This window comes from Streptomyces sp. NPDC057617, assembly GCF_042800555.1.
In the GTDB taxonomy this organism is placed as follows: Bacteria; Actinomycetota; Actinomycetes; order Streptomycetales; family Streptomycetaceae; genus Streptomyces.
Window position 1 is genome coordinate 192,801 of sequence record NZ_JBHVGV010000001.1, and the last position, 23,854, is coordinate 216,654.

A 23,854-nucleotide genomic window follows, 5' to 3' on the forward strand; every position below is an offset into this window, starting at 1 on the left:
TGCGGGTCTTTGCGCTCCGGGTCTTTGCTCAGCGGGCCTTTGCTCAGCGGTCGCAGTCCAGGCTCTTCAGGTCGACGGTGTCGGCCATCGCCTGCATGCCCTTGTCGTTGGGGTGGACATGGTCGCCGCCGTCGAAGACCGGGAGCAGCCGCTCCTGGTCGTACGGGCTGCGCAGCGCCTTGTCGAAGTCGGCGACGGCGTCGAGTTCACCACCGGTCCTGATGAAGGCGTTGACCTCCTGGCGTACGGCCTCTCCGGCAGGGTCGAACTCGGGCCAGCCCTTGAACGGCAGGACGGTCGCGCCGACGACACAGACACCCGCCGCGTGCGCGCGGCCGATGATCTCGCGGTACCCGGCGATCAGATCGGCGGCCGTCACCCCGGTGTGGGCCTTGATGTCGTTGATGCCCTCGAACAGGAAGAGCGCCCGGACGCCGGGCTGGGAGAGCACATCGCGCTGGAGGCGCCCGAGCGCGCTCTGTCCCGCGCCGTCGGCCAGGACCTTGTTGCCGGAGATCCCTTCATTGGCGACTCCCTTGATACCGGAGCCAGTTGCCGTACCCGCCGGGTTCTGGAGGCGGCGGGAGAGATAGTCGGGCCACCGGCGGTTGGTGTCGGTTGTCGACTGCCAGCCGTCGGTGATGGAGTCGCCGAGGGTGACCACGGCTCCGGTGTCCGTGCCGGTCTCCACGCTCACCGCGTCGAGGTAGTACCAGGAGCCCGTCCGCTCGGTCCAGTTGGCGGCCCCCTCCTCGGCGGCGTGGTCACCGGCCGCCGTGTACGAGGTCTGCATGGCCATGCCGTGGCCGGTCGCCGGGCCCGCCGCGTCCGCGACATGCAGGCTGACGACGAGATCGCTCCGGTCCGGCAGCCGTCCCGGCAGCGGGTCGCTGGTCACGGTCGTGCCGGGGGCGACCGTGACGGAACGGGCGCCGCCGAAGGTGAGGGGGCGGTTGCTGCCCCGTACGAGTTCCGCGCCCTGCGCGCGCAGGCCCGCGTGGACGTTGTCGAAGGTCACCGGGTGGTCGCCGAACGCGTTGGACAGCCGTACGCGCGCGTCGGCGCCGCCGACGCTGGTCCGTACGATCAGCCGGTAGCTGCGGTCGGCGGCCGCGTCGCCCATCCGGTCGGCGCTCGCGCCCCAGGTGACGACCTGGTGCCGCGGCGCCTGGGCCGGCGCGGGCGTGGCGACGGCCGTCGCGGGTGCGCACAGCACGGCCAGCAACGCGACAACGGTGCCCGCCGCGCCCAGGCTCCGGGGAGAGTACCGGCGCGGCCTCACCGGTCGAGGTTCCGCAGCGTGACGGAGCCGCCCGGCCGGAGGCTGATCTGCCGGGTCGTCCCGCCGTAAGACACCGTGGTGGTGCGTCCGCCGACGCTGCGCAGCCGGGCCTCGGTGGCCTTGCCGTCCCGCCAGCTCAGATCGACGACGAAGCCGCCGCGTACCCCGACCCCCGTGATGTGGCCGGAGGCCGCCCAGGCGGCGGGCAGCGCGGGAAGCAGTTCGACATGGCCGGGCCGTGAGTAGACGAGCATCTCGATCATGGCGGCGGCGGTGCCGAAGTTGGACTCGATCTGGAAGATGCCGCGGCCCTTCTCGACCTCGTAGATGTCGAAGAGGTTCGGCGCGGTGCCGTTGGTGCCGCCGACGGAGGGCCTGAGGTTGGTGACGACGAGCTGGTACGCCTTGTCCGCGTCCTTGAGCCGCGCCCAGCACAGGCTGCGCCAGGCGTTGGCCCAGCCGAAGCTGTTCATCCCGCGCGCGGTCAGCAGGGCGGCCGCGCCGTCGACGATCTCCTCGGGGGTGGAGGCGTCGGGGCGGATACGGTCCCCGGGGAAGAGGCCGATGAGCGGGGAGAGATGGCGGTGGGTCGTCTCGCCGAGGTTGTCGGGCGACATCCACTCCTGGAGCCAGCCCGTCGTGGGGCTGACTTCGGGGAGATACAGCCGCTCCCGGAGGGCGCCGACGGCCGCGCTGTGCGCGGCGTCCTTGCCGAGGACGGCGGCGGCGGTGCGGAAGTTCCCGAAGAGCGCCCAGACCAGTTCCTGCGCGTAGGTCATGCCCTTGGCGTCCTGCGGGCCGTGCTCGGGCGACCAGTCCTTGTCGTCGATGAGCACCTCGCGGCTCTCGCCGGTGGCCGCGTCGGTGACGGTCGTGGTGATCAGCCGCGCCTCCCAGAACTCGACGGCGCCTTTGAGGAGCGGATAGATCTTGGCGAGATACGCCGTGTCCTGGGTGAACTCGTAGTGCTCGTATAGAGAGTTGGCCAGCCAGGCGTTGCCGCCGGGGTGCCACCACCAGCCGTTGCCGCCATGGATGTTGGTGGAGAAGGAGACGGCCCAGCCCCCGACCTTGCCGGTGGAGTTGCGGAACCGGTTGCGCGGGTCGTTGAAAAGATCGCGGGTGAGCTCGGTCCAGGACGGAAGCTGCGCCAGGCAGTAGTCGGCGAAGGCGTTGAAAAGGCTGGACAGGCCCGCCCGGTCGGCCATCCAGTAGTTCATCTGGATGTTGATGTCGGTGTGGTAGTCGCCCATCCAGTCCGGGTCGTTGCCGTCCAGCCACAGTCCCTGGAGGGCGACCGGGAGGCTGTCCCGGGATCCGGCGATCATCAGATAGCGGCCGAACTGGAGGTAGGCGGCTTCGAGTTCGGGATCCGCCTCACCGTCCGTGTGGCGCGCCGTGACCCGCTCCCAGGTGTCCAGGCCGCGCTGGAAAGCTGACGACTCGCCGAGCGAGACGTCCATCCGCTCGAACAGCTCGCGGTGGTCGGCGACATGGCTGCGCAGCAGGGTGGTGGCCGAGTGGCGGGCCGCCGCGAGGACCTTGGTCCTGGCCAGCCGCTCGGGGTCGAGGTCGCGGTTGCGGTAGCCGGTGGCCGCGTCGGGGGCGTAGTCGGTGCCTCCGCTGACCACGACCGTCAGTTCCTGGCAGCCGGCGAAGGTGATCCGCGTACCGTCGACCGTCACCCTGCCGGTGCTGCTGTACGCGGTCACGGCGGCGCCGTAGCACAGCCCGCCGTCCGGGAAGGAGCCGTTGAACGAGGCGTACGTACGGGCGCGGTCCGCCGTGGTCTCCTCGCCGTGGGTGCCGGCGAGGCTCACGGAGCCGGTGTACCGCCCGCCGCCCTTCTGCGAGAAGTGCACGACGACGGCGTCGTCGGGGTGGCTGGCGAAGATCCGCCGCTCGTAGGTCACGCCGGAGAGCCGGTACGAGGACGAGACCACGCCCTGGCTGATGTCGAGGTCGCGCCGGTAGGACGAGATGGACGACAGGTCGTGGTCCGGCAGCTCGACGGTCAGCCGGCCGAGGAGGGTGAACGAACCGAAGTCCTGCCGCCCGTAGGGGAATTGGCCGTCCGCGTCGAGCGTGCCGTTGAGACCGCCGGTCCACAGGGTGGCGTCGGTGACGAGGAGCACCTCGCGGGAGGGGTCGTTGCCGGCGAGGGCGCCGAGGCGGCCGTTGCCCACGGGCAGGCCCTGCTCGATCATGTTCGTGTCCGAGGCCGGGGACTGGTACCAGAATCTGGTGGCCGACGCCTCGGGAAGCAGCGGGGACGTGGTCTGCCGGGCCACGGGCGGGGAGGCCGCGAAGGCGGGCAGTCCGCCGAGGGCGGTGAAGGCACCGGCCGCGGCGGCGAGGGAGAGGACCTGTCGCCGGCTCGGGCGGCGGGGGGAATTCGAGGCCGGCGCGGGGGGTGTGTCGGTGTGCTGGTCGTCCACGGTGCACTCCATTCCGGAAGGGCGGTGCGGTGCGGTCGGTGCGGGCATGCGGGTGCCGGTCCGCCGGTGCGGGGCAGGGGCCGGTGCGGGGAGGGTGCCGGTGCGGGGCCCGTGGTGGCATCAGGGCCCCGCACCGGTGTTCGGAGCGGGACGCGGCTCAGAGCTGCGGTACGGCGATCCGGTCGATGTCCGGCGCGTAGTCGTCACCGCTGTCGATGGTGATCGTGTTCTTACCGGCCTTGAGGGTCACCGGGACCGTGACGGTCTCGACGGTCCCCCAGTCGGCGGTGGCGGGGAATTTCAGGCCGATGGCGCCGTTCCCATTGCTGGAGATCCTCGCCGGGCGCGCGTCACCGCTGATGTAGGACACCTCGATCATGTAATGGCCGGCCTTCGTCGCCACCACATCGTTGAACTGGAGCTTTCCGCCCTGATACAGATTGCCGACCTTGCGCGCGCCCGAGCACGCGCCGCAGTCGGCGGCCGAGGCGTTGCCGCTCAGCGTGTTGGCCGGGGACTCGGCCTCGTAGGCCGTCTTCTTGAACGCGGTTCCCCGCGGGGTGACGGTGAACAGACGCGAGCCGTGCGCCGGCAGGGCCTGGGTCACCTTCTCCTGGAACGTACCGAGGTCTTCCTTGTTCCAGACGTCGCGGACCGTGGCCCGCCCCGTGAAGCCCAGGGACTGCCAGTCGGCGGTCACGGCGGCGGAGGCGTCGGCGAGGTTGAAGAGGGCGACGGTGTAGCTGCCGTCGGCGTTCTTCGCACTCCAGACCTGCTGGTCGCCGGTGGCGGTGACGGGCCGCGCGGGCGGGGTGCTGCCCTGGTTGATCGCGATGACGTCCTTGTTGGTCAGCAGGGAGACGCCGTAGTCGTCGAGGCGGGTGAGGTCGTCACCGGTGTAGAGGGGCGACTTGGCGATGGCCCACAGGGTCATGTAGCTCTGCCGCTCGGCCTTGGTCAGACCGTCCATCTCGCCGTTGCCGACGTCGATGGCGTCGAGGTCGTTCCAGCCGCCGGGGGCCGCGAACCGGGTCCACTTGGGGGCGTCGTCGAACCGGTCGTCGACCGAGTTCTCCCACGACACCAGGGTGTTGCAGTAGCACTCGACGTCAGTGTCGATCCGCCAGCCGTTGGAGTACTTCTTCCAGTCGGCGACATGGCCGATGTCCAGCGACCAGGACAGTTCGAGGTGGATGGGGCGGCCGGTGGCGGCGATCGCCTGCTGCCACGCGGCGACGTCGGCGATGTTGTTGTAGTTGTCGCCGCTCTTGAAGGAGCCCGGTCCTACGCCGTCGAGCTTGAGGAAGTCGTACCCCCAGTCCGCGAACATCTGGGCCTGCGAGTCGATGTACTTCTGCGCGCAGGGGCGGGAGAAGTCGAGCTTGTAGGCGCTGTCCCAGCCGTTGGTGGTGCGGAGGTCGCCGTAGACGATGTCGGCGGTGGTGCAGCCCTCGGCGTTCCAGATGGGGACCGTACCCCCGCCGTACGCCTCCTTCTCCAGGCCGACGGGGAGGTAGATGCCCGCCTTGAGGCCCTTGGCGTGGATGTCGTCGGCGACGGGCTTCATGCCGCGCGGGAAGCGGCCGGGGTCCGGGGCCTGCCGGGCGTACGCGTCGAACTCGGGCTTCCACGCCATGTCGCGCCACCAGCCGGCGTCGATGTTGACGTACTCGTATCCGTACTTCTTGAGCTTGGAGGCGAGGGCGCTGGCCTGTTTGAGGACGTTCTTCTCGGTGAGGTAGCTGTAGTCGCCGTCGGGGTTGAGCCCGGGGTACTTCGAGGACTGCATGCTCCAGCTCGTCCAGCCCATGTACGGCTTCTGGGCGACGGCGGCAGCCTTGGCCGCGGGGGCGGTCGCGGTTGTGGGCGTGGCCGCCACCGCGGCGGGGACGGCTGTGGTCAGACCTGCGGTGAGCGCCAGGACGAGCAGCGCTCTGAGGGAGTACGAGGGTGACCTCACGGGCCGGGACCTCCTGTTGTCGGGGAATTCGGGGCATGGCGGAGCGGGGCGCGCCGGAACACGGCGTACCTGTACGGGAATTGCGGGCGCCGGCGGCGGCTCGGTGCCGGCGGCGGCTCAGCCCTTGCCGGAGCCGATGGTCAGCCCGCTGATGAACTGCCGCTGGAGCGCGAAGTACACGAGCAGCGTGGGGATCGCGGTCATCAGTGCTCCGGCCGCGATGAGATTGGGATTGGTGAAGTACTGGCCCTGGAGGTTGGCCAGCGCGGAGGTGACCGGACGCTTGTCCCCGGTCTCGATCAGGGCGAGCGACCAGAAGAAGTCGTTGTAGATCCAGATGGATTCCAGGGTGGCCAGCGCCGCGAACGCGGGGCGGCACAGCGGCAGCACGATCTGGAAGAACTGGCGCCAGACGGGGGCGCCGTCGACCAGCGCCGCTTCGGTGATCTCCTTGGGGATCGTCCGCATGTAGTTGCTGAGGACGAAGGTGCAGAAACCGCACTGGTAGGCGATGTGGATCACGATGATGCCCCACACCGAGTTGTAGAGCAGCAACGAGTCGCTCATCCACCAGGGCAGCGGTATCAGCAGATAGAGCCGGTACAGCGGGGTGATGAGCACCTGGGCCGGCAGCAGATTGCCCGCGGTGAAGAGCATCAGCAGGACGATGTTCCAGCGGAAGTCGAAGCGGGTGACGAAGAAGGCCACCGCGGCGGAGAACAGCAGGGTGCCGAGGACCGCGGGGACGGTGATCAGGACGGAGTTCCAGAAGAAGTGCGGCATCCCGGACTGGTTCCAGGCGTCCGAGAAGTTCTCCAGGCTCAGCCCGCGCGGCCAGGAGAGATAGCCGTGCCTGGCGGTGTCCTCGTACGGCCGCAGCGAGGTGTAGACCGCCCAGAGCAGCGGGACGAGCCAGAGCAGGGCGATCCCGCCGAGGAGCAGATGCCGGCCGGCCTGGCTCCTGGGGCGGGAGGGTCCGGTGTCCCCGGGCGGGGTACGGCGGGTCCGTGAGCCGGCGGCCGGCGGTGTGGCGGTCGCGGTCACTGGTCCTCCTTGCGGAAGTTCTGGAAGAGGAAGGTCCCGATGGCGGCCAGTGAGACGAGCAACAGGACGACCGCGAGGGCGGAGCCGTAACCGATGTGGCTGGACTCGCCGATGATGTTGTCGGTGATCAGGAGGGAGAGCAGCTCCATACCGGGCTTGCTGCCGACGCCGCCGCCGAGCACGTACACGATGTCGAAGGCCCGCAGCGACTCCATGACGGTGACGACGAGGATGATGATGTTGACGGGTTTGAGGGCCGGGAAGACCACGCGCAGGAAGGTCTGGCGGCCGTTGGCGCCGTCGAGGGCGGCGGCTTCCTTGAGCGCGGGGTCGAAGCCCTTCAGCCCGGCCAGATAGAGGATCATGATGTAGCCGGTGTGCCGCCAGGCGGAGGCGACGAGTACGGCCCACAGATTGAGGTCGGGATCGCCCAGCCAGTCGATGTGATGGCCGGGTGCCACTCCGTTCAGAACGCCGTTGAGCAGTCCGTTGTCGGGGTTGTAGATGATCTCCCAGATGAAGCCGACCACTGCCAGGGAGAGCACCATGGGCAGGAAGATCGCGGTCTGGTAGACCCGGGTGAAGCGGATCCTGCGGTCGAGCTGGTACGCCAGGAAGATCCCGAAGGGGGTGGGCAGCAGGGCCGTGAACAGCAGCCAGACGACGTTGTGCCGCACCGCCGGCCAGAACGGCGGGTAATTGGTGAAGATCTCCTGGTAGTTGCCCAGTCCGGTCCAGTGGATGTCGGAGAGGGCGATGCCGTCCCAGCGGGTGAAGGACAGTCCGACGGAGGCCAGGGCGGGCAGCCAGACGAAGACCAGCAGGGCGACGAGCGGGATCCCGATGAGGACCGTGAGGAAGACACGGTCACCGGGGCCGAGCCGGCGCGGCCTGGGCCGGGCACGCGGTGGGGCGGAGGACGCCGGGGAGGGCGGCGCCGGGCGCACGGAGGACATGTGGAACCTTCCCGGGTCCTGGTCAGGCCGTGAAGAAGCGCGAGCGCTGCGACTCGATCGTCTTCAGCAGGCCCGAGCCGTCGTCGGGGTGGCCCAGCCACTGGGTGAGTCCCGGCAGGACGACGGTGGAGATGAAGCCCGGGTCGCTGTCGCGGTCGCCGAACTGGGTGATGTGCTTGGCCCCGGCGATGAGCTGGGCGGACTTCTTCTGGAGGGCGTTGTACGAGCCGGTGTCGGCCTGGGAGTTGACGGCGACATTGCTCGGGTCGACGCCCATGTACAGATTCTCTGCCTTCGCGCCGCCGAGGAACTCCAGCAGCCGGTTGGCGCCTTCGAGGTTCTTGGGCCGGCGGCTGAGCATGAAGCCGTCGGTCGGCGCCTCGACGGTGTCCTGGCCGAAGGACGGGTCGATCTCCGGGAAGGCGAAGAAGTCGATGTCGTCGCGCAGCTTCTCGTCGGTGATCTGCTGGCCGAGGAAGAGTCCGATGACCGCCATGCCGGACTTCTTGTCGAGGAGTGACTGGGCGGCGTCCTGCCAGGAGCGGCCGCCCGCACCCTGCTGGTAGTAGGGGCTCAGTTCGCGCCAGAGGTCGAGGGTCCTGACCGTTCGGGGGTCGGTCCAGGCGACCTCGCCGCGCATCAGCGACATATGGAAGTCGTAGCCGTTGGCACGGAGGTTCAGATAGTCGAAGGCGCCGAGGATGGACCAGCTGTCGCCGCCGCCGTAGCCGGACGCGATGGGCGAGAGGCCGTCCTTCTTCATCCGCTTGGCGAGCGCGGTGAACTCGCTCCAGGTGCGGGGCTCCTCGTAACCGCGCTCCTGGAACAGGCTCTTGCGGTAGAAGACGGCCCACGGATAGTTGTAGAGCGGTACGAAGTAGTACTTCCCGTCCAGTCCACGGGAGAGCTGCTTGGCGGCGTCGCTGAAGCCGGCGCCTATCTTCTCCCACACCTCGTCGACGGGATGGGCGAGACCCTTCTTGGCGAAGTACTGCATGCGGTAGCCCGCGAACCAGGTGAAGACATCGTCCGGGGTGCCCTGGAGATAGGTGGAGATGCTCTTCTGGAAGGTGTCGTGGTCGACGGTGTTCGTCTTGACCGTCAGCCCGCTCTCCTTGGTGAAGGCGCCGGTGACGGCCGCGTAGGCGGACTTGGGGGTGGCGTCGGCCCCGTTGGATCCGAAGGTCACCGTCTTCGGGTCGGCCGAGGGTCCGCCGCCGCAGGCGGTCAGTACGGGCGCGGCAAGCGCCGCGGCGCCGATGCCCAGCGCGCCGCGGACCACACCGCGGCGGCCGGGCCCACTGGCGGGCGAAGGGGTGCGGCTCAGCGTCATCGCTACTCCTATTGCGTGTCTGTTCCGATGAAGGACTGGATGGCGGTGGCCGCGGCCCCGCGCGCCCACTCCTCGAAGGGCAGCGGACGTGTCATCACGTCGCACTGCGCGGCGGTTCCGAAGGCGGACGCGGTGAACGCGTCGCGGATGTGCTCGGCGAAGAGGTCGTACGCGGCGAGTCCCTCGCCGGAGATGATCACCCGTTGCGGTCCCAGCACATTGACGACGGCCCCGATGGCCCGTCCGATGGCCTCGCCGGCCCGGGCGTACACCTCCCGGGCTCCGGGGTCGCCGCGGTGGGCGAGGTCCAGGGCCTGGTCCGAGCCGGTGACCGGCAGGCCGGTGACCTCCCCGACCCGGCGGATGATGGCCGCGTCACCGGCGATCGCCTCCACACAGCCGGTGTTGCCGCAGTGGCACGGCGGGCCCAGCGGGTCGATGGAGAGATGGCCGATCTCGCCGGCCACACCGTGCGCGCCGGAGACCACCCGTCCGTGCACGACGAGTCCGCAGCCGATGCCCGCGCCCACGGTCACCAGTGCGAAGTCGGAGATGCCCGCCCCGGCGCCGAACCACTGCTCGGCGACGGTCAGCGCGCGTACGTCGTTGTCGACCGTGACCGGCAGGCCCGTGACCGTACCGGCCAGTTCGGCGAGCGGTACGTCCCGCCAGTCCAGGAACGGCGAGTAGCGCACCACCCCCGCGGCGCGGTCCACATCGCCGGAGACGGCGAGGCCCACTCCCCGTACCTCCACGCCGAACCCGTCGGCCTCGGTGAGGAGTTCCTGTACGAGTCCGGCGATCGAGGCGAGTACGGAGCCGGGATCGCGGGCGGTGAGCGGGAGATGCCGGGCGACCCGGATACGGCAGCAGAGGTCGGCGAGGACCGCGATGATCTCGTCGCCGGTCACCTTGACCCCGATGAACAAGGCCCTGCCGCCGTCCACCCGCAGGGGGTTGGCGGGCCGTCCGAGGGCGGACCGCGCCTCCTCGCCGGCACCCTCGACCAGATAGCCGGCCTCCAGCAGCGGGCGTACCGCCTTGGTGACGGCGGCCGAGGAGAGCGCGGTCCGCCGCGCTATCCCGGTCCGGGTGAGCGGGCCGTGGGACAGCACGGTGGTGAAGACGAGGGAAGCGGCCGGCGTCGGTACCGGAACCGCCTCGGTGCGAGGGGTCGAGCGCATGGCCGAAACGTAGGTGTGTTCTTTTCCGCTGTCAATGAAAGAAGCAAGCTCCTTTCGAAGTGCCAAGTCGAAGCAGCATGATCATGTAATTACGAGAACATCTCGGGGTATTGACAGGAGATCGAAGGGGCGGTTGGCTGCGGACGGCTCTCGTGGCGCTACTCGAACGTGAGGATCCATGCCTGTGATCTCCTTCGCCCCGGACTCCGGGGTCTGGCTGCTGTCCACTCCGCGCACCTCGTACGCGCTGCGGATCGACGGGACGGGGGCGCCCTGTCATCTCGCGTGGGGGCCACGGCTGACGCTCGACGAGGCACGGGAACAGGCCACTCCCCCGGGTCCGGCGGCCAGCAGCTTCGAGGGGCGTCCGGCCGTCGGCGAGGAGCTGCCGGTCGACGGCGGGGCCCGGTTCGGTCCGCCGTCGCTCCAGGTACGGTTCGCCGACGGCACCCGGGCCGTCGAATGGCTGCCGGCCGGGCACCGTGTCGAGGAGCCTTCCGCGCAGGGATCGGCCGAACTGGTACTGGAGTTCAGGGACCGCCACTACCCCCTGGAGATCAGCCTCCACTACCGGATCCACGACGACAGCGATGTGATCGAACGCTGGACCGTGCTGCGCAACACCGGCGACCGTTCCGTCGCGCTGCCGCGTGCCGACTCCGCCGCCTGGACGCTGCCGGCCAGGGAGGACTACCAGCTGAGCCATGTCACGGGACAGTGGTCGGCCGAGACCCAACTGCGCCGGGAGCGGCTGCCGTTCGGCGAGACCGTCCTCACCAGCAGGCGCGGGATCACCAGCCATCACGCCAACCCCTGGGTGATGGTGGACGCGGGCGACGCGACCGAGGAGCACGGGGAGGTGTGGAGCGCGGCCCTGGCCTGGAGCGGCAGTTGGCGCGTCACCGTACAGCGCACCCCGGACGGCCGGGCGGGCTTCACCGGGGGCGCCGGTCTGGACGGTACGGTGCTGCCGCTCGGCCCCGGCGAGGAGTTCACCACCCCGGCGTACGCCGGGCTCTACACCGACGGCGGCTTCGGTGCGGCGAGCCGCGCGTGGCACGCGTACACCCTCGCGCATGTACTGCCGCATGCCGAGGAGATCCGGCCGGTGCTCTACAACTCGTGGGAGGCGACCGGCTTCGATGTCGACGAGGCGGGGCAGAAGGCGCTCGCCGCGCGGGCCGCGGCACTCGGTGTGGAGCTGTATGTCATGGACGACGGCTGGTTCGGCGCGCGCCGCAGCGAGCGGGCCGGGCTGGGCGACTGGACCCCGTCCCCCGACCGCTTCCCGGGCGGGCTCAAGCCGCTGGTGGAGGAGGTGCACCGGCTCGGGATGAGGTTCGGGCTGTGGGTGGAGCCCGAGATGGTCAATCCGGACAGCGATCTCTACCGCGAACACCCGGACTGGGTCCTGCACTTCCCGCACCGCACCCGCACCGAGCTGCGCAGCCAGCTCGTGCTGAACTTCGCCCGCCGCGACGTCGCGGACTGGGCGTACGGCCGGCTGACCGGGCTGGTCGGCGACCATGGCATCGACTTCCTCAAGTGGGACATGAACCGCGCGCTGAGCGAGGCGGGATGGCCGGGGGAGGCGGACGGCGCCGACCGCGTCGGGACGGCGTACGTCCGCAATCTCTACGGGGTCCTCGACCGGCTGCGCGCGGACCATCCCGCGCTGCGGATCGAGTCGTGCAGCGGCGGGGGCGGGCGGGTCGACCTGGGCATTCTGTCCCGTACCGACCAGGCGTGGACCTCGGACAACACGGACGCCGCCGACCGGGTCCTGATCCAGCACGGATACGGCCAGCTCTATCCGGCGCGGACCATGGCCGCGTGGGTGACGGATGTGCCGAACCAGCTCACCGGGCGGTCGGTGCCGCTGCGCTTCCGCTTCCATGTGGCGATGGCCGGGGTGCTGGGCGTCGGCGGCGATCTCACCCGGTGGTCGGACGACGAACTGGCGGAGGGCGCCGAACTGGTGGCGCAGTACAAGCGCGTACGGCATCTCGTCCAGCACGGCACACTGCACAGGCCGCGCGGTCCGGTGGACGACGGGCCGTCGACGGTGCAGTACACCGCGAAGGACCGGAGCGAGGCGCTGCTGCTGGTCTGGCGGCGGGCGCCACGCCACGGCGCCGCGTGGCCCGCGCTCCGGCTGGCGGGACTCGACCCGGCCGCCCGCTACCGCGACACCCGTACCGGCGCCGTGCACTCAGCGGCGGTACTGACCGGCTACGGGTACGCACCGGAACTGCCGGCCGGGGACTGGGCGAGCACGGCGGTGCATCTGGTACGGGTCTGAGGCGTGGCGGCCAAAAATCTTTGACGGTGCGCCTGATCCGGCACAACGTGAACGCGCGATGAACGCCGGACGGCTCGCGCAGTCATGGCGCATGGCAGCCGAATGTCCGCTTCGCATGGACCTGAGTCAGTTCGGATCTTTCCGCCAGGAGCACGCAACCTGTGCCCCGCGCTGTGGGTCGGACCGGTCGGACAGCCGGTTGACGGCACTCAGGTGCTCAGGGGGGCGTGTGGTGCGGGCAGGGCGAGGAAGAGGTAGAAGAGGCAGGGTGGGACTGGCCGTCGGCGCGGTGGTGCTGGCGGCAGGGGCCGGGCTGCTGACCTGGACGGTGGCGGACGACGAGGATATGCCGTCCGTCACGCTTCGGGCGCCACGCGTGGCGGCACGACCGGCGAACCTGAATACAGTGGACAGCTCCGGCTATCTGTCGTCGCCATCGCCCGGCAGCCCGTCGAGCCTGTCGACGTGGGTCGGTTTCGACGGCTCGACCGTGGAGGGCCTGCCCACTCCCGTCGCCGTCAACGGCGGGTACGGGCTGGAACGGGTCGCGAAGACGGGCACGTACCGGATCCGGCACTATGCGACCGGCGAAGTCACGCAGGTGGACCTGCCCGCGACCGACACGTCCACCGACGTGTTCGCCGAGAACCGTCTGATGACCCTGCGCGTGGTCGATGGCGAGAGGACCCTGCACCTTCTCGAAATCCCCGAGGGCGGCGGGCAGCCGACCGACCGCCAGGTGTCCGGTGTCCTGGACGATCTCGGTTTCGTGGTGCCCGGTCCGCTGGACGATCTCGCTGCCGTGGTCGAAGAGGGTCGCGTCTATGAAGCGGCATCGGACGACCGCGGTGGCCTGCTCCGGTACAAGACAGTCAACAAGGATGGCTGGCAGACCGCGCTGCTGGATTTCGAGACCGCCCGGCTGACGTATGTACCGAACGGTGACTTCGACGGGCTGTTCGTCCGACATCTCGGCAGCCACAAGGTCGTCTTCGAGACTTACGAAGTGGACCACGAGGCTTACAAAAACAATTGTCCAACATCGCATTTGTACGTCATCGACCGCGACCGACCGGACAGACCCGGAACCCTCATTGACCGACTGCCCGACGACGGGGACTCGTACAAGGACGAATGGAACCCGAACAGGACGCGGACGCTCGGCGACTGGCTGGTCTACGCCGACTGGATCGACGACACGGTCCACGCCGCACCCCTCGCGGGCGGCAAAGTCCGGACGCTGCTGCCCCGTTCCACCTCCCCTTTCGTCAGCGGCCAGGACGGCAGCCTGTACATCGAGGGCGGCAGCGACAAGGAGCACTGGGCGGTGCAGCGCATCACGCTCGCCGAAGACGGCACTCCGGTCGCCGAGCCGGTCGTGTCGCTGCCTCCGGTCACGGCGTGGGAGGTCGGCGGCATGGCCCTCGACCACGGGCGGCTGCTGCTCGCCACGGAGAGGCCGGCCAGACCGGGCGAGGGCAGCACGTTCCTCACCGCGTCCAAGCTCTCCCTCGCGGCGGACGGAACGCTGACCGCCGGACCGCTCAAGAAGCTGGGCGACCTGGGGTACGAGGTGCCGGGCTCACTGGACCCTCCGGTCGATGCCATGACAGCGCCCTCGGACGCGTCGTGCTACGAGGACTGCCTGCGTCTCACCGCCACAGGCGAGTCCGCCGTCGCCCACAACGTGTGCGGAGTCGGGCACGTCGTGGCGGCCGCCGGTCCCTACCGGGTGGTCCGCCCGTCGGACCAGAAGATCTGCCCGGAGGGAAACGGCGACCAGGAGGTACGTGACGGGGACAAGGTACTGAGCAGCGGTCCCTGGCAGGCCGCGGCCCTGTGGGGCAGCACCCTGTGGACACCGGGCAGCAAACCCGGCACGGTCTCCGCGGTCTCCTTGCCGTCCCTGAAGGAGGTGGGTACGGAGTCCGTGGGCGCCGCCTGCGTCCCGGAGGAGCTGCAGGTGGTGGGCCGCTGGATCTACTGGTCCTGCGGACCCGGCGGTGACGCGGGCGTGTACGACCGGACCACGAAGCGGCTTATTGACGTGCCGTCCGGGTACGCGCAACTGGCCGACGGCTACCTGGTCAGCCAGGACACCGCGGCCCGCAAGCTGCTGATCACCTACTTCCCCGACGCGGCACGCGCCGGCCGCGCCGGTACGCGCGAGCTGGGTCCGCTGCCGTCACCGGTCCGTACCCCGCAGGACCGGCGCCGCCTGTTCTGGGCGGTGGACCGCTTCGACGGCGCGGTGGCCTACCTCGACGCCTCCGGAGACGTGACCGTGAAACGGCCCCGGGGCCGCGCCTTCTCGTTCCCGGGGACACTGTCCGGCGCCCTGTTCATGCTGGCGCTGGCCTGCGCGATCACCCTCCGTCCCGCGCGCCCGGCGGTCCCGCGGGCTCATGCCCGAGGTTGAGTAGCCCGTTACTCACGACGCGGCACGGCCTCGAACAGTATTTTCTCAGTGCCGCGGGTGGCGCACGGAAGCGATTCCCCGGATTCAGGCGAAAAGCGCTGCGCGGCAGTCTGCCGACAGATTGAAGGAGAGGTTCAGCCATGGACATCCTGAGGGAATCCGAGAACTCGCCCAAGCAGAATGGAACCGAGTTGTCGGGCAGAAGGACCTTTCTCGTCAGAACGCTCGGGGTGACCGCCGGTCTGGTCGGAGCCACGGCGGCGACCGGCGCCCTTGCCACCCCCGCTTCCGCCAAGCCCGCCGGGGCCCAGGCGACCCAGACGAGCTGGGCTTTCTGCTCGAAGTGTTTCGTGATGCACTTCTGGGGCTACAAGCCGAACTACGGCATCTGCCCGACCGGCGGCGGGCACACCGCGCAGGGGTACAACTTCAACCTTCCCCACAGCCTGCCGGAAACCTCGACCGCGCAGGCCAATTGGCGCTTCTGCCAGAAGTGCTTCTCCATGTTCTTCTGGGGTTACCCGACCGATGGCGTCTGCCCGGCCGGCGGCCCGCACAGCGCCCAGGGATTCAACTTCACCCTCCCGCACGATGTGCCTGCGAATTTGTATTCCCAGAACAACTGGCGCTTCTGCCAGAAGTGCTTCTCGATGTTCTTCTGGGGTTATCCGACCAACGGTGTCTGCAAGGCCGGCGGTGCCCACAGCGCCCAGGGATTCAACTTCGTCCTCCCGCATCTGTAGGCACGCACCCCGGCGAGTCCGCGCTCCACGCAGGGCTGAGCCACTCGGTGGTCCAGTGGCTGAGCCAGCCACTGGACCACTGGGCCGGTGGCTGAGCCACCACTCAGCGGGCCGGTGTCAGGGACGCGGGCCGATCTCACGGTCGCCCTCGGTGACCGTGATCGCCGACGCCGGGCAGGAGTCCGCCGCGTCGAGCACGGTCTCGTCAGGGTCGATACGGTCGGCCAGCGCCCTGGCCCTGTCGTCGTCCAGGGCGAAGAACTCGGGAGCCATCCCCGCGCACATCCCCGAGGCGATACAGCGCTGCCCGTCCACCGCCACGTGCCAGCTCACCGGTCACCACCCGACCGGCATGGTGCGCGGCCCGCGTACGATCATCTGACGCTTCCAGCCGATGTCCCCGGCGAGCCGCAGCCCGGGCAGCCGGGTGAGCAGGGCGCGCAGCGCCTCCTGCAGCTCCACCCGCGCCAACTGGGCGCCGAGGCAGTGGTGGACGCCATGGCCGAAGCCCAGATGCTGGTTGCCCTGGCGTTCGATGTCGAGGGTCCCGGGTGAGCTGAAGCGGATCGCGTCCCGGTTGGCCGCGCCCACCGCGACCAGCACGGGTTCGCCGGCCCTGACCAGGGTGCCGCCCACCTCCATGTCCTCGGTGGCATAACGCGGGAAGGCGGCGCCCGCGCCGAGCGGCACGAACCGCAGCAGCTCCTCGACAGCGCCCGGGATCAGCTCCGGGTCCTTGCTCAGCCGCCGGAGCTGCTCGGGGTGGTCGAGCAGGACGTACACGAAGTTCGGGATCTGGGTCGCCGTGGTCTCGTGCCCGGCGATCAGGATGCCGTCGCACAGGTCGATGAGTTCCGACTCGGAGAGCCGGTCGCCGACATCGCGCGCCTCGATGAGCGCGGACATCAGATCGTCGGCGGGCTCCTCCCGGTGCCGGGCGACCAGCCCGGCCATGTACGCGCGCAGCTCCTCGCGGTTGCGGGTGAACTCCTCGGGGGTCAGCCCGCTGGTGGACAGCGCGGCGTCGCTCCACACCCGGAACAGCGGGCGGTCCTCCACCGGCACACCCAGAAGCTGGCAGATCACGGCGACCGGGATCGGCAGCGCGTAGTCCTCGACCAGGTCGGCGGGCGGTCCCGCCGCGATCAGACCGTCCACGAGACCGTCGGCGAGCCGGGCGATGTCGGGCCGCATCGCCTCCACCCGGTGGCCGGTGAACGCCTTGGCCACCAGGGTGCGCAGCCGGGTGTGCTCCGGCGGGTCCATGCTGAGAATCCCGCCCACGCGCGGTTCGGCCCACTGGCGCGGTCCGTCGCGCCGCGCCTCCTCCGCGCGGCTGAAGCGGCGGTCGCCCAGGACGAGCCGGGCGTCGGCGTAGCGGGTGACCAGCCAGGCCGGTTCGCCGTACGGGAGCTGGACCTTGACCAGCCCGGGCAGCTCGCGGGCGCGGGCGTACTCCTCGGACAGCTCGATGCCGTCCGGCGGATTGAAGGGGTAGTCGGCGGGAGCGGCCCATGTCTCATGTAACTGGGTCATTGAAGAGCCCCGATCGTCGGCGTTGTAAGCGCTCGATTACAAACGGTAGGAGTGGGTTCCGGGCTCGTCAACGGCGCCCCTTCGGACACATTCCGGGTCCGTGCGGCACTACGGTGTCCGGTGCACGGCGGGCGCAGGGCCGGTGCGTGGGATGCGGTCGGCGCGCCGGGCGCGGGAGTACGGGGGTACGGCATGGCCCAGCAGGAGGCGGAGCGCCGGCGGAACGCGGCCGAGACCAGGCGGGGACTGCTGCGCGCGGCGGCGGAGCTGTTCGCCGAGCGCGGCTTCGACCGCACCACGGCGCGGGACATCGCGCAGCGGGCGGGGGTCAACCAGGCGCTGGTCTTCCGCTATTTCGGTTCCAAGGAGGGGCTGTTCGAGGAGGTCATGGTGGGGGTGGGCCGTGACCGGCTCGCCGAGGTCCTGCCGGAGCGGCTACTGGCCGCGGTGCTCGGCGACCTGCTGGCTCCGGCCGAGGAGCGCGACGGTTTCCTGGAGGCGTTCCTCCGGTCGGGTGGCGGCGGCGGTGCGGTGTCGGCGGTACGCCGCCGGCTCGGCGAGGACTACGCGGACGCGCTCCGTACGCTGACCGATGCCCCGGACGCGGCGCTGCGGGCGGATCTGGCGCTGGCCTGGCTGCTGGGCATCGGGCTGATGCGGGTGGTGGCCCCCAAGGAGCCGCTGGCGTCGGCGGCCTCCGCCGATGTGAGCGCGCTGGTCCTGGGCGCGCTGGGCACACTGCTGGAGCGGACGGAAGGGGCCGAACGGGTGACTTCTGCGGCGGTACCGGGGCCTCGGCACGAGGCTGAGGCCGGGGCAGGGGCCGGGTCCGACGCCGGGCCAGGGCCTCGGGAGACCTGACCGCCACCGGATCCGGCTCGGCCGGGTGCGTCAGATGCGCCAGGCCCGGATGTGCTCGGCCGCCTGGTAGACATTGACCTTTTCCGACTGGACGGCGCGCACCAGCTCCACAAGGGCGCCGTACGGCGGATCGATCCCCTCGCCGGACGCGTGCATGTACGCGGCGACGACCTGGCACGCGTACAGGCTGTTGCGGTACGGCAGCGGCTCCAGCCGTACCAGCGTGTGGAAGAGGGCCGCCGCGCGCCAGGCCCCGTCGGGGTCGCTGGTGGCCGGCCGTGGGATCCGGGTCTTGTGCCGGGCGACGGCGGCGACCAGAGCCGAGTAGTCGGCGACGGACACATCCTCCGGAACGGCTTGTTCCTGTACGTCCAGGAGCCAGGCCACATCGATATGGAGTACGGGCATCAGGCGGCGTCCACCTGCCGGTTCCCATGATCGGCGGGTGGGATCTCGTCGGCGAACGCCTCGTCGAACTCGGTCCTGTGCCGTTCGCCCCAGGTGGCGGCGTACCGCACGAACTGGATCCGCTGCTGCTCGCGCAGCGGCAGATCATGGACGTACTGCTTGAGCGACTTGCCCTCGGCTGCCGCGGCGGCCCTGACCGCCTCCAGTTCGTCCTCGGTGAAGCTGATGTTGAGTGATGGCATGAACGTACGGTACCTAACCGGTACCGTCCTGGGAAGTGCCCAGGTCACAGGCGTTCTCACAGCACCGCGAGTGCGGCCTCCAGATCGTCCAGGCCCAGGGAGCCCTGGGAGAGCGCGGCCATGTGCCAGCGCTTGAGGTCGAAACCGGAGCCGTGCGCTCCGCGGGCCGCCTCGCGGCCGCGCAGCCAGGCCCGCTCGCCGAGCTTGTAGCCGATGGCCTGGCCGGGCGCGCCCTGGTAGCGGATCACCTCGTTCTGTATGAAGTGGCCGGGACGGCCGCTGTACGCCCGCAGGAAGCCGCGGGCCAGCGCGGGGGTCCAGCGCTCGCCCGGGCGGAACGGCGAGTGCGCGGGGATCGTCAGCTCCAGATGCATACCGAGGTCGACGACGACCCGTGCGGCGCGCAGCATCTGCATGTCGAGGTAGCCGAGCCGGTGTTCGGGATCGGAGAGAAAACCCAGCTCGTCCATGAGCCGTTCCGCGTAGAGCGCCCATCCCTCGGTGTTGGCGCTCACCGTCCCGACACCCGTCTGGTAGCGGGAGAGGCGGTCCGACAGATGGGCCCACTGGGCGAGTTGGAGATGGTGGCCGGGGACGCCCTCGTGGTACCAGGTGGAGACCAGTTCGTACGTCGGGAAGCGCGTCCTGCCCATGGTGGGCAGCCACGTGCGGCCCGGGCGGGTGAAGTCGTGCGACGGCGCGGTGTAGTACGGGGCGGGGCTGCTGCCCGCGGGGGCGAGGCACGACTCGACGCGCCGCACCCGGTCCGCGATGTCGAAGTGCGCGCCAGCCAGTTGGTCGACCGTGCCGGCCATCAGGTCCTGGAGCCAGGCGCGCACCTCCTCCTGTCCGACGACGGCATGGCCATGGGTGTCGAGATGCTTCAGCACCGTCCAGGGGGTGGCGGCGTCGGGGAGGATCCTCGCCGCCTCGGTCCGCATCTCGCCGAGCAGTCGGTGGAATTCGGACCAGCCGTAGTCGTACGCCTCGTCCGGGTCGAGGTCGGTTCCGTTGAAGTACCGTGCGGAGACCGCGTACCGCTCCCGGCCGACCACGTCGGGGGCGCCGTCGACGGCGGGCGCGTACACCGCGCTCAGCCAGTCGCGCATACATCCGACACCCGCGATGGCCTCGCGCGCCGCGCCCTCCAGTTCCTTCCGCAGCGGCTCCGGGGCCGGGGCGATGAAGTGGCTGAACCACGCGCCGTTCCGGCTGATCCACTCGTCCAGTTGCCGGACCATGGTGCCGATCGGCGACGGCCCGGCGGGCAGCCCGTGCCGCAGTCCCTCCGCGAGGGCGGCACGGTAGCTGTCCAGGGAGGCGGGAAGGGCCCGCAGCCGTCCCGCCACCGCCCGCCAGTCCTCCGCGTCCTCGGTCGGGGTGAGGATGAGGGCGGTCCTGATCTGGTGGACCGGCGAGTGGACGGTGGAGACCGGGCGGAGGGTCTCACCCGTCTCATGCATCGCCAGCTCCGCGGTGAGCCGCTCGTGCAGAAGCCGGGCGCAGTTGCGCTCGATCAGGGCTTCACCACCGGCCGCCAAGTCGGCGCCGGATCCGGCCTGTCGGCCGGTCTGCCGGCCATTCGCCGCCAGACGGCGCAGGGTGTCCCTGGCCAGGTCCGCGATCCGCTCGCGGCCCTCCGGGGAGAAGTCGGGCAGCCGGCCGTGACTGGCCCGGTCGCCGAGGATCGTGCCGGTGACCGGATCCAGGGCGATCAGTGCGTCGACGTACTCGTCCGCGATCCGGCGCGGCAAAGGCCGCGACCGTGGGGTCGGCGAGGGCATGGCGGCGGACATGCCGTTCATCCTCACCCCGAACGGCCGTGCGTACGCACCGAGGCGGCGCACACCGTAAAACTGCCGTGTTCCCGCCGGTGCCAAACGCGCCCGGCGCGGTTCACTTGTTGTGAGCCGCGTGCCCAACTCCCCTGCGGGCGCGGGCCGTTCGCGAGGAGTGTGCTCATTGGAAACAGAAGCCGCCCATCGTGCCATCGCCGCCTCCGTCGCCTGTCTGATGCCACGGGCGCGCGCCGAACTCGCCGAACTGGTCGCCTTCCGCTCGGTGGCCGATCCAGTGCGGTTCCCCCGGAACGATTGCGACGCCGCCGCCGACTGGCTGGCCGCCACCCTGCGCGCGGAGGGCTTCGAGGATGTCGCGCTGCTGGACACCCCGGACGGCTCCCGGTCGGTGTACGGCTCGCTTCCCGGCCCGCCGGCGAGCCCGACCGTACTCCTCTACGCGCACTACGACGTCCTGCCGCCACTGGACGAATCCGCTTGGAACACACCGCCGTTCGCCCTGACCCGGCGCGCGGACGGCCGGTGGTACGGGCGGGGTGCCGCCGACTGCAAGGGCGGCATCGTCATGCATCTGCTCGCGCTGCGCGCCCTGAGGGCGGGCGGGGGCCTTCCGGTGAACGTCAAGCTGCTCGTCGGGGGTTCGCAGAAGCGGGGTACGGGCGGGCTGGAGCGGTATGCGCGGGCGCACCCGGAGCTGCTGGCCGCCGACGCCGTGGTCATCGGCGACACCGGCAATGTGCGCGCCGGACTGCCGACCGTGACCTCGTCCGTGCGCGGGGCGGTGCTGGCCCGGGTCACGGTGGAGCCTCCCGGGAACGCACCGGACCGGGCCGCGGCCGTGTCCCCAGGGCCGCACAGCGCCGACCGGCAGACACCCGACACGCTCCACACACCCCACATGCCCCACACACCGGACACACCGGACACGCCCGACGCGCTCGCCTCGCTGCTCCGTATCCTCGCCTCCCTGCACGACCGCGAGGGCAACACGGTCGTCGACGGCCTCGGCTCCCGGGGGCGCTGGTGCGGTGCGCCGTATCCGCGCAGACGGTTCCGCCAGGATGCCGAAGTCCTGTACGGCGTACGCCTGTTGGGGTCGGACGCGATCGAGGACCGGCTCTGGGCCCGGCCCTCCGTGACCGTCGTGGGACTCGACTCCCCGTCGCCGGGCTCCGGGAGCAGCGCGAGAGCACTGCTCTGCCTCCATGTCCCGCCGGGGACCGACACCGGCACGGCCGCCGGACTGCTGGCGGCACATCTGGAGTCGCATGCGCCCTGGGGTGCCCGCATACGGTGTGACATCGTCGGCGAGACGCAGCCGTTCGGCGCGGACACCACGAGCCCCGTCTACACCGCGATGGCGGAGGCCATGCGGCAGGCGTACGGGCAGGAGATGCGGGTGGCCGGTCTCGGCGGCCCGGTCCCGCTCTGCGACACCGTGGCGGAACTCTGCCCGCGCGCCGAGATCCTGCTGATCGGTCTGGCCGAACCGGAGGCCCGGGTCCACGCCGACAACGAGAGCGTGGACCCGCGCGAGCTGGAGCGCATGTCGGTCACCGAAGCGCTGTTTCTGTGGCGGCTGAGGAGCCGGCGCCGGACCTGCCGCCCTTACTCCCCAGCCAGCACAGTGCCGCTGAGGTCAGCGCCGTGATGCCGGTGGGCAGCGCGGTGCGGACATCCGGGGCGAATTCGGGTGAGTGGTTCGGTGGCTGAGCCGCCAGCTTCTCCTCTGCCGAGCCGGGCGTCCTGGCCCAGGTCTTCGGGCCGACCACCCCGAACATCCAGTAGGACAGCGGGATTCCGGTCATCCCGTGCAGGTCGGCGCCCGCGTCGCCGTAGAGCGGGAAGTCCTCGGTCGCCATGGCCGGTGGCCAGACCGCCACGCGCTCGGGACCGTACAGCTCCGTATGGGCGCGGCGTACGGCCGCCGTGGCCGCCGGGTCGGGGTGGGTGACCGGGGAGCGGGAGGCGACGGTGATCTCGGGGTCGCGGGGGCAGCCGGACGCGGCGCACTCCGCCCGTACGATCCGCTCCACCGAGGCGGTCATCCGGTCGAGCGCCCGCTCGGAGAGTGCGCGCGCGGTGATCCCGAGGGTCGCCAGATCGGGCACGAGATTGCTGCCGGTGCCCGAGTGGAACGAGCCGACGTTCAGGGCCACTTGCTCGGCCGGCGCCGACTCGCGGGAGACGGCGCCCTGGAGCCGCAGCACGGCCGCGGCGGCGGTGAGCACCGGGTCGACGGCGAGGTGCGGGGTGCCCGCGTGTCCGGCGCGGCCATGGATGACGGCCTCGAATCCGACACTTCCGGCCAGCATCGGACCGTATCCGTGGGCGACCATGCCGCCGGGCAGGGGCGCGGTGTGCTGGGCGAGTACGGCGTCGGGCCGCCCGAACCGCTCGTACAGCCCGTCCTCCAGCATGGCCCGCGCTCCGGTGAGTGTCTCCTCGGCGGGCTGGCCGACGATCACGGCCGTACCGCGCCAGTGCTCCCGGGCGCGCGCCAGCAGGGACGCGGCCCCCGCCGCCGCGGCGAGATGCAGATCGTGGCCGCAGGCATGGGCGGCCGGGCCGTCACTGGCGTACGGCAGGCCGGTGCGCTCCGCCATGGGCAGCGCGTCGAGTTCCGCGCGGATCAGCACACGCGGCCCGTCGCCGTTGCGCAGGACCCCGACCACGCCATGGCCGCCGACGCCCGCCGTCACCTCGTACCCCGCGGTGCGCAGCCACTCGCCCAGCGCGGCGGCGGTGCGCCGTTCCTCGCCGGAGAGTTCGGGGTGGCGGTGCAGATCCAGATAGAGGGCGATCGCCGGGCGGAGGACCTCGGCAAGACCGTCCAGGACGGGGGCGTTCTCTCCGGGGTACGCGACAGGGCTCACCGGACCATGGTGCGGTACGGGCCGGGTCCGCCACGTACAGACCGCTGACACAAGTGGTCAGTGGAAGACGTGCCGTTCTGCAAGCGGGGTCCGCTGGAATACGGGTGTCAAGAGATCGGGCCTCCGTGGAACCCCCGGGGGCCGGGCCCTCCCATAAGGAGTCATCATGGCTGACAAGAGCACCCTCGCCTCCCTCGCCGACGAGATCATGGAGCTTGAGTCGGAGACCTTCGAGATCTCCGACTACTCGGACGCCAGCGAGGTCGTGCTCGCGGGCTCCACGAGCTGCAGCTCGACGTCGACCTGCTCCTCCACCACCAGCACCACCTCCTGCAGCGCCTGATTCCGGCGCTCCGCACAGGAGCAGGCGGCACCCGCGAACTCCCGCGCGGGTGCCGCCCGTTTTTTTGGTACGGCTCGCGTGGCCCGTACGGCTTGCATGACTCGTGGCGGCTTGCATGGCCCGTATGG

The 23,854-nt window shown here is 70.5% G+C and carries 19 protein-coding genes; 6 read left to right on the forward strand and 13 right to left on the reverse strand.

Translation table 11 applies throughout. From position 1 onward, the window contains the following. Positions 1-43 precede the first annotated feature (43 nt). The 7 genes from ACFU9P_RS00860 to ACFU9P_RS00890 all read right to left on the reverse strand — a co-directional run bounded on the left by ACFU9P_RS00860 (position 44) and on the right by ACFU9P_RS00890 (position 10,197). Complete coding sequence (locus ACFU9P_RS00860) at positions 44-1,225, reverse strand: SGNH/GDSL hydrolase family protein (RefSeq protein ID WP_384076782.1); 1,182 nt, start codon at positions 1,223-1,225, stop codon at positions 44-46. Between the two features lie 53 nt (positions 1,226-1,278). Beyond that, the gene (locus ACFU9P_RS00865) at positions 1,279-3,720 is read right to left on the reverse strand and encodes a glycoside hydrolase N-terminal domain-containing protein (protein ID WP_384076784.1); all 2,442 of its coding nucleotides are present in this window, start codon (positions 3,718-3,720) and stop codon (positions 1,279-1,281) included. Between the two features lie 157 nt (positions 3,721-3,877). After that, positions 3,878-5,680, reverse strand: a complete 1,803-nt coding sequence (locus ACFU9P_RS00870; protein ID WP_384076787.1) for an alpha-galactosidase D — start codon at positions 5,678-5,680, stop codon at positions 3,878-3,880. 117 nt (positions 5,681-5,797) lie between these two features. Beyond that, complete coding sequence (locus ACFU9P_RS00875; protein ID WP_376386858.1) at positions 5,798-6,724, reverse strand: carbohydrate ABC transporter permease; 927 nt, start codon at positions 6,722-6,724, stop codon at positions 5,798-5,800. Beyond that, on the reverse strand, positions 6,721-7,680 hold the full coding sequence (locus tag ACFU9P_RS00880) for a carbohydrate ABC transporter permease (protein WP_384076790.1): 960 nt from the start codon (positions 7,678-7,680) through the stop codon (positions 6,721-6,723). The genes ACFU9P_RS00875 and ACFU9P_RS00880 overlap by 4 nt, the downstream gene beginning before the upstream one ends. A gap of 22 nt (positions 7,681-7,702) precedes the next feature. Next, positions 7,703-9,013: an ABC transporter substrate-binding protein gene (locus ACFU9P_RS00885; protein WP_384076793.1), complete on the reverse strand. Its 1,311-nt coding sequence runs from the start codon at positions 9,011-9,013 to the stop codon at positions 7,703-7,705. Between the two features lie 8 nt (positions 9,014-9,021). Continuing rightward, positions 9,022-10,197, reverse strand: coding sequence for an ROK family protein (locus tag ACFU9P_RS00890; RefSeq protein ID WP_376386852.1), 1,176 nt, complete (start codon positions 10,195-10,197; stop codon positions 9,022-9,024). Positions 10,198-10,375: 178 nt separating this feature from the next. On the opposite strand from ACFU9P_RS00890, the gene ACFU9P_RS00895 reads away from it, so the two are divergent. The 3 genes from ACFU9P_RS00895 (at position 10,376) to ACFU9P_RS00905 (ending at position 15,661) form a co-directional block, all read left to right on the forward strand. Then, entirely contained in the window at positions 10,376-12,499 is a 2,124-nt protein-coding gene (locus ACFU9P_RS00895; RefSeq protein ID WP_384076796.1) for an alpha-galactosidase, read from the forward strand. Positions 12,500-12,767: 268 nt separating this feature from the next. After that, complete coding sequence (locus ACFU9P_RS00900) at positions 12,768-14,918, forward strand: hypothetical protein (protein ID WP_384076799.1); 2,151 nt, start codon at positions 12,768-12,770, stop codon at positions 14,916-14,918. 140 nt (positions 14,919-15,058) lie between these two features. Beyond that, positions 15,059-15,661, forward strand: a complete 603-nt coding sequence (locus ACFU9P_RS00905; RefSeq protein WP_376381895.1) for a hypothetical protein — start codon at positions 15,059-15,061, stop codon at positions 15,659-15,661. Positions 15,662-15,778: 117 nt separating this feature from the next. Here ACFU9P_RS00905 and ACFU9P_RS00910 read toward each other — a convergent pair whose 3' ends face one another. Together ACFU9P_RS00910 and ACFU9P_RS00915 are read right to left on the reverse strand one after the other, a co-directional pair. Next, positions 15,779-15,994: a ferredoxin gene (locus ACFU9P_RS00910; protein ID WP_384076802.1), complete on the reverse strand. Its 216-nt coding sequence runs from the start codon at positions 15,992-15,994 to the stop codon at positions 15,779-15,781. Positions 15,995-15,997: 3 nt separating this feature from the next. Next, on the reverse strand, positions 15,998-17,197 hold the full coding sequence (locus tag ACFU9P_RS00915; RefSeq protein ID WP_376381899.1) for a cytochrome P450: 1,200 nt from the start codon (positions 17,195-17,197) through the stop codon (positions 15,998-16,000). A gap of 192 nt (positions 17,198-17,389) precedes the next feature. On the opposite strand from ACFU9P_RS00915, the gene ACFU9P_RS00920 reads away from it, so the two are divergent. Continuing rightward, positions 17,390-18,058 (forward strand): helix-turn-helix domain-containing protein, encoded by a 669-nt coding sequence (locus ACFU9P_RS00920; RefSeq protein WP_384076804.1) that lies wholly within the window; start codon positions 17,390-17,392, stop codon positions 18,056-18,058. Positions 18,059-18,088: 30 nt separating this feature from the next. Here ACFU9P_RS00920 and ACFU9P_RS00925 read toward each other — a convergent pair whose 3' ends face one another. From ACFU9P_RS00925 to ACFU9P_RS00935, 3 genes are read right to left on the reverse strand one after another with little or no spacing between them, the layout of a single operon-like run. Next, positions 18,089-18,466, reverse strand: a complete 378-nt coding sequence (locus tag ACFU9P_RS00925; protein ID WP_384076807.1) for a toxin Doc — start codon at positions 18,464-18,466, stop codon at positions 18,089-18,091. Beyond that, positions 18,466-18,708, reverse strand: a complete 243-nt coding sequence (locus ACFU9P_RS00930) for a hypothetical protein (RefSeq protein ID WP_376381905.1) — start codon at positions 18,706-18,708, stop codon at positions 18,466-18,468. Before ACFU9P_RS00930 ends, ACFU9P_RS00925 begins: the two co-directional genes overlap by 1 nt. Positions 18,709-18,764: 56 nt before the next feature. Further along, a complete protein-coding gene (locus ACFU9P_RS00935) occupies positions 18,765-20,504 on the reverse strand; it encodes a DUF885 domain-containing protein (RefSeq protein ID WP_384076810.1) in 1,740 nt (579 codons plus the stop codon). A 217-nt stretch (positions 20,505-20,721) separates the two neighbouring features. Here ACFU9P_RS00935 and ACFU9P_RS00940 point away from each other — a divergent pair, with 217 nt between their 5' ends. Then, the gene (locus ACFU9P_RS00940) at positions 20,722-22,158 is read left to right on the forward strand and encodes a M20/M25/M40 family metallo-hydrolase (protein WP_384077886.1); all 1,437 of its coding nucleotides are present in this window, start codon (positions 20,722-20,724) and stop codon (positions 22,156-22,158) included. Here ACFU9P_RS00940 and ACFU9P_RS00945 read toward each other — a convergent pair. Further along, positions 22,061-23,383: an amidohydrolase gene (locus ACFU9P_RS00945; RefSeq protein ID WP_384076813.1), complete on the reverse strand. Its 1,323-nt coding sequence runs from the start codon at positions 23,381-23,383 to the stop codon at positions 22,061-22,063. The genes ACFU9P_RS00940 and ACFU9P_RS00945 overlap by 98 nt on opposite strands. Before the next feature lie 166 nt (positions 23,384-23,549). Here ACFU9P_RS00945 and ACFU9P_RS00950 point away from each other — a divergent pair, with 166 nt between their 5' ends. Further along, positions 23,550-23,726: a thiazolylpeptide-type bacteriocin gene (locus ACFU9P_RS00950; RefSeq protein WP_046505532.1), complete on the forward strand. Its 177-nt coding sequence runs from the start codon at positions 23,550-23,552 to the stop codon at positions 23,724-23,726. The last annotated feature ends 128 nt before the right edge of the window (positions 23,727-23,854 follow it).

Excerpts from the sequence above, each read along its gene's own strand:
- ACFU9P_RS00880 (WP_384076790.1), bottom strand. The coding sequence starts at position 7,680 with ATGTCCTCCGTGCGCCCGGCGCCGCCCTCCCCGGCGTCCTCCGCCCCA.
- ACFU9P_RS00885 (WP_384076793.1), bottom strand. The coding sequence starts at position 9,013 with ATGACGCTGAGCCGCACCCCTTCGCCCGCCAGTGGGCCCGGCCGCCGC.
- ACFU9P_RS00890 (WP_376386852.1), bottom strand. The coding sequence starts at position 10,197 with ATGCGCTCGACCCCTCGCACCGAGGCGGTTCCGGTACCGACGCCGGCC.
- ACFU9P_RS00895 (WP_384076796.1), top strand. The coding sequence starts at position 10,376 with ATGCCTGTGATCTCCTTCGCCCCGGACTCCGGGGTCTGGCTGCTGTCC.
- ACFU9P_RS00905 (WP_376381895.1), top strand. The coding sequence starts at position 15,059 with ATGGACATCCTGAGGGAATCCGAGAACTCGCCCAAGCAGAATGGAACC.
- ACFU9P_RS00915 (WP_376381899.1), bottom strand. The coding sequence starts at position 17,197 with ATGACCCAGTTACATGAGACATGGGCCGCTCCCGCCGACTACCCCTTC.
- ACFU9P_RS00920 (WP_384076804.1), top strand. The coding sequence starts at position 17,390 with ATGGCCCAGCAGGAGGCGGAGCGCCGGCGGAACGCGGCCGAGACCAGG.
- ACFU9P_RS00925 (WP_384076807.1), bottom strand. The coding sequence starts at position 18,466 with ATGCCCGTACTCCATATCGATGTGGCCTGGCTCCTGGACGTACAGGAA.
- ACFU9P_RS00930 (WP_376381905.1), bottom strand. The coding sequence starts at position 18,708 with ATGCCATCACTCAACATCAGCTTCACCGAGGACGAACTGGAGGCGGTC.
- ACFU9P_RS00935 (WP_384076810.1), bottom strand. The coding sequence starts at position 20,504 with ATGTCCGCCGCCATGCCCTCGCCGACCCCACGGTCGCGGCCTTTGCCG.
- ACFU9P_RS00940 (WP_384077886.1), top strand. The coding sequence starts at position 20,722 with ATGCCACGGGCGCGCGCCGAACTCGCCGAACTGGTCGCCTTCCGCTCG.
- ACFU9P_RS00950 (WP_046505532.1), top strand. The coding sequence starts at position 23,550 with ATGGCTGACAAGAGCACCCTCGCCTCCCTCGCCGACGAGATCATGGAG.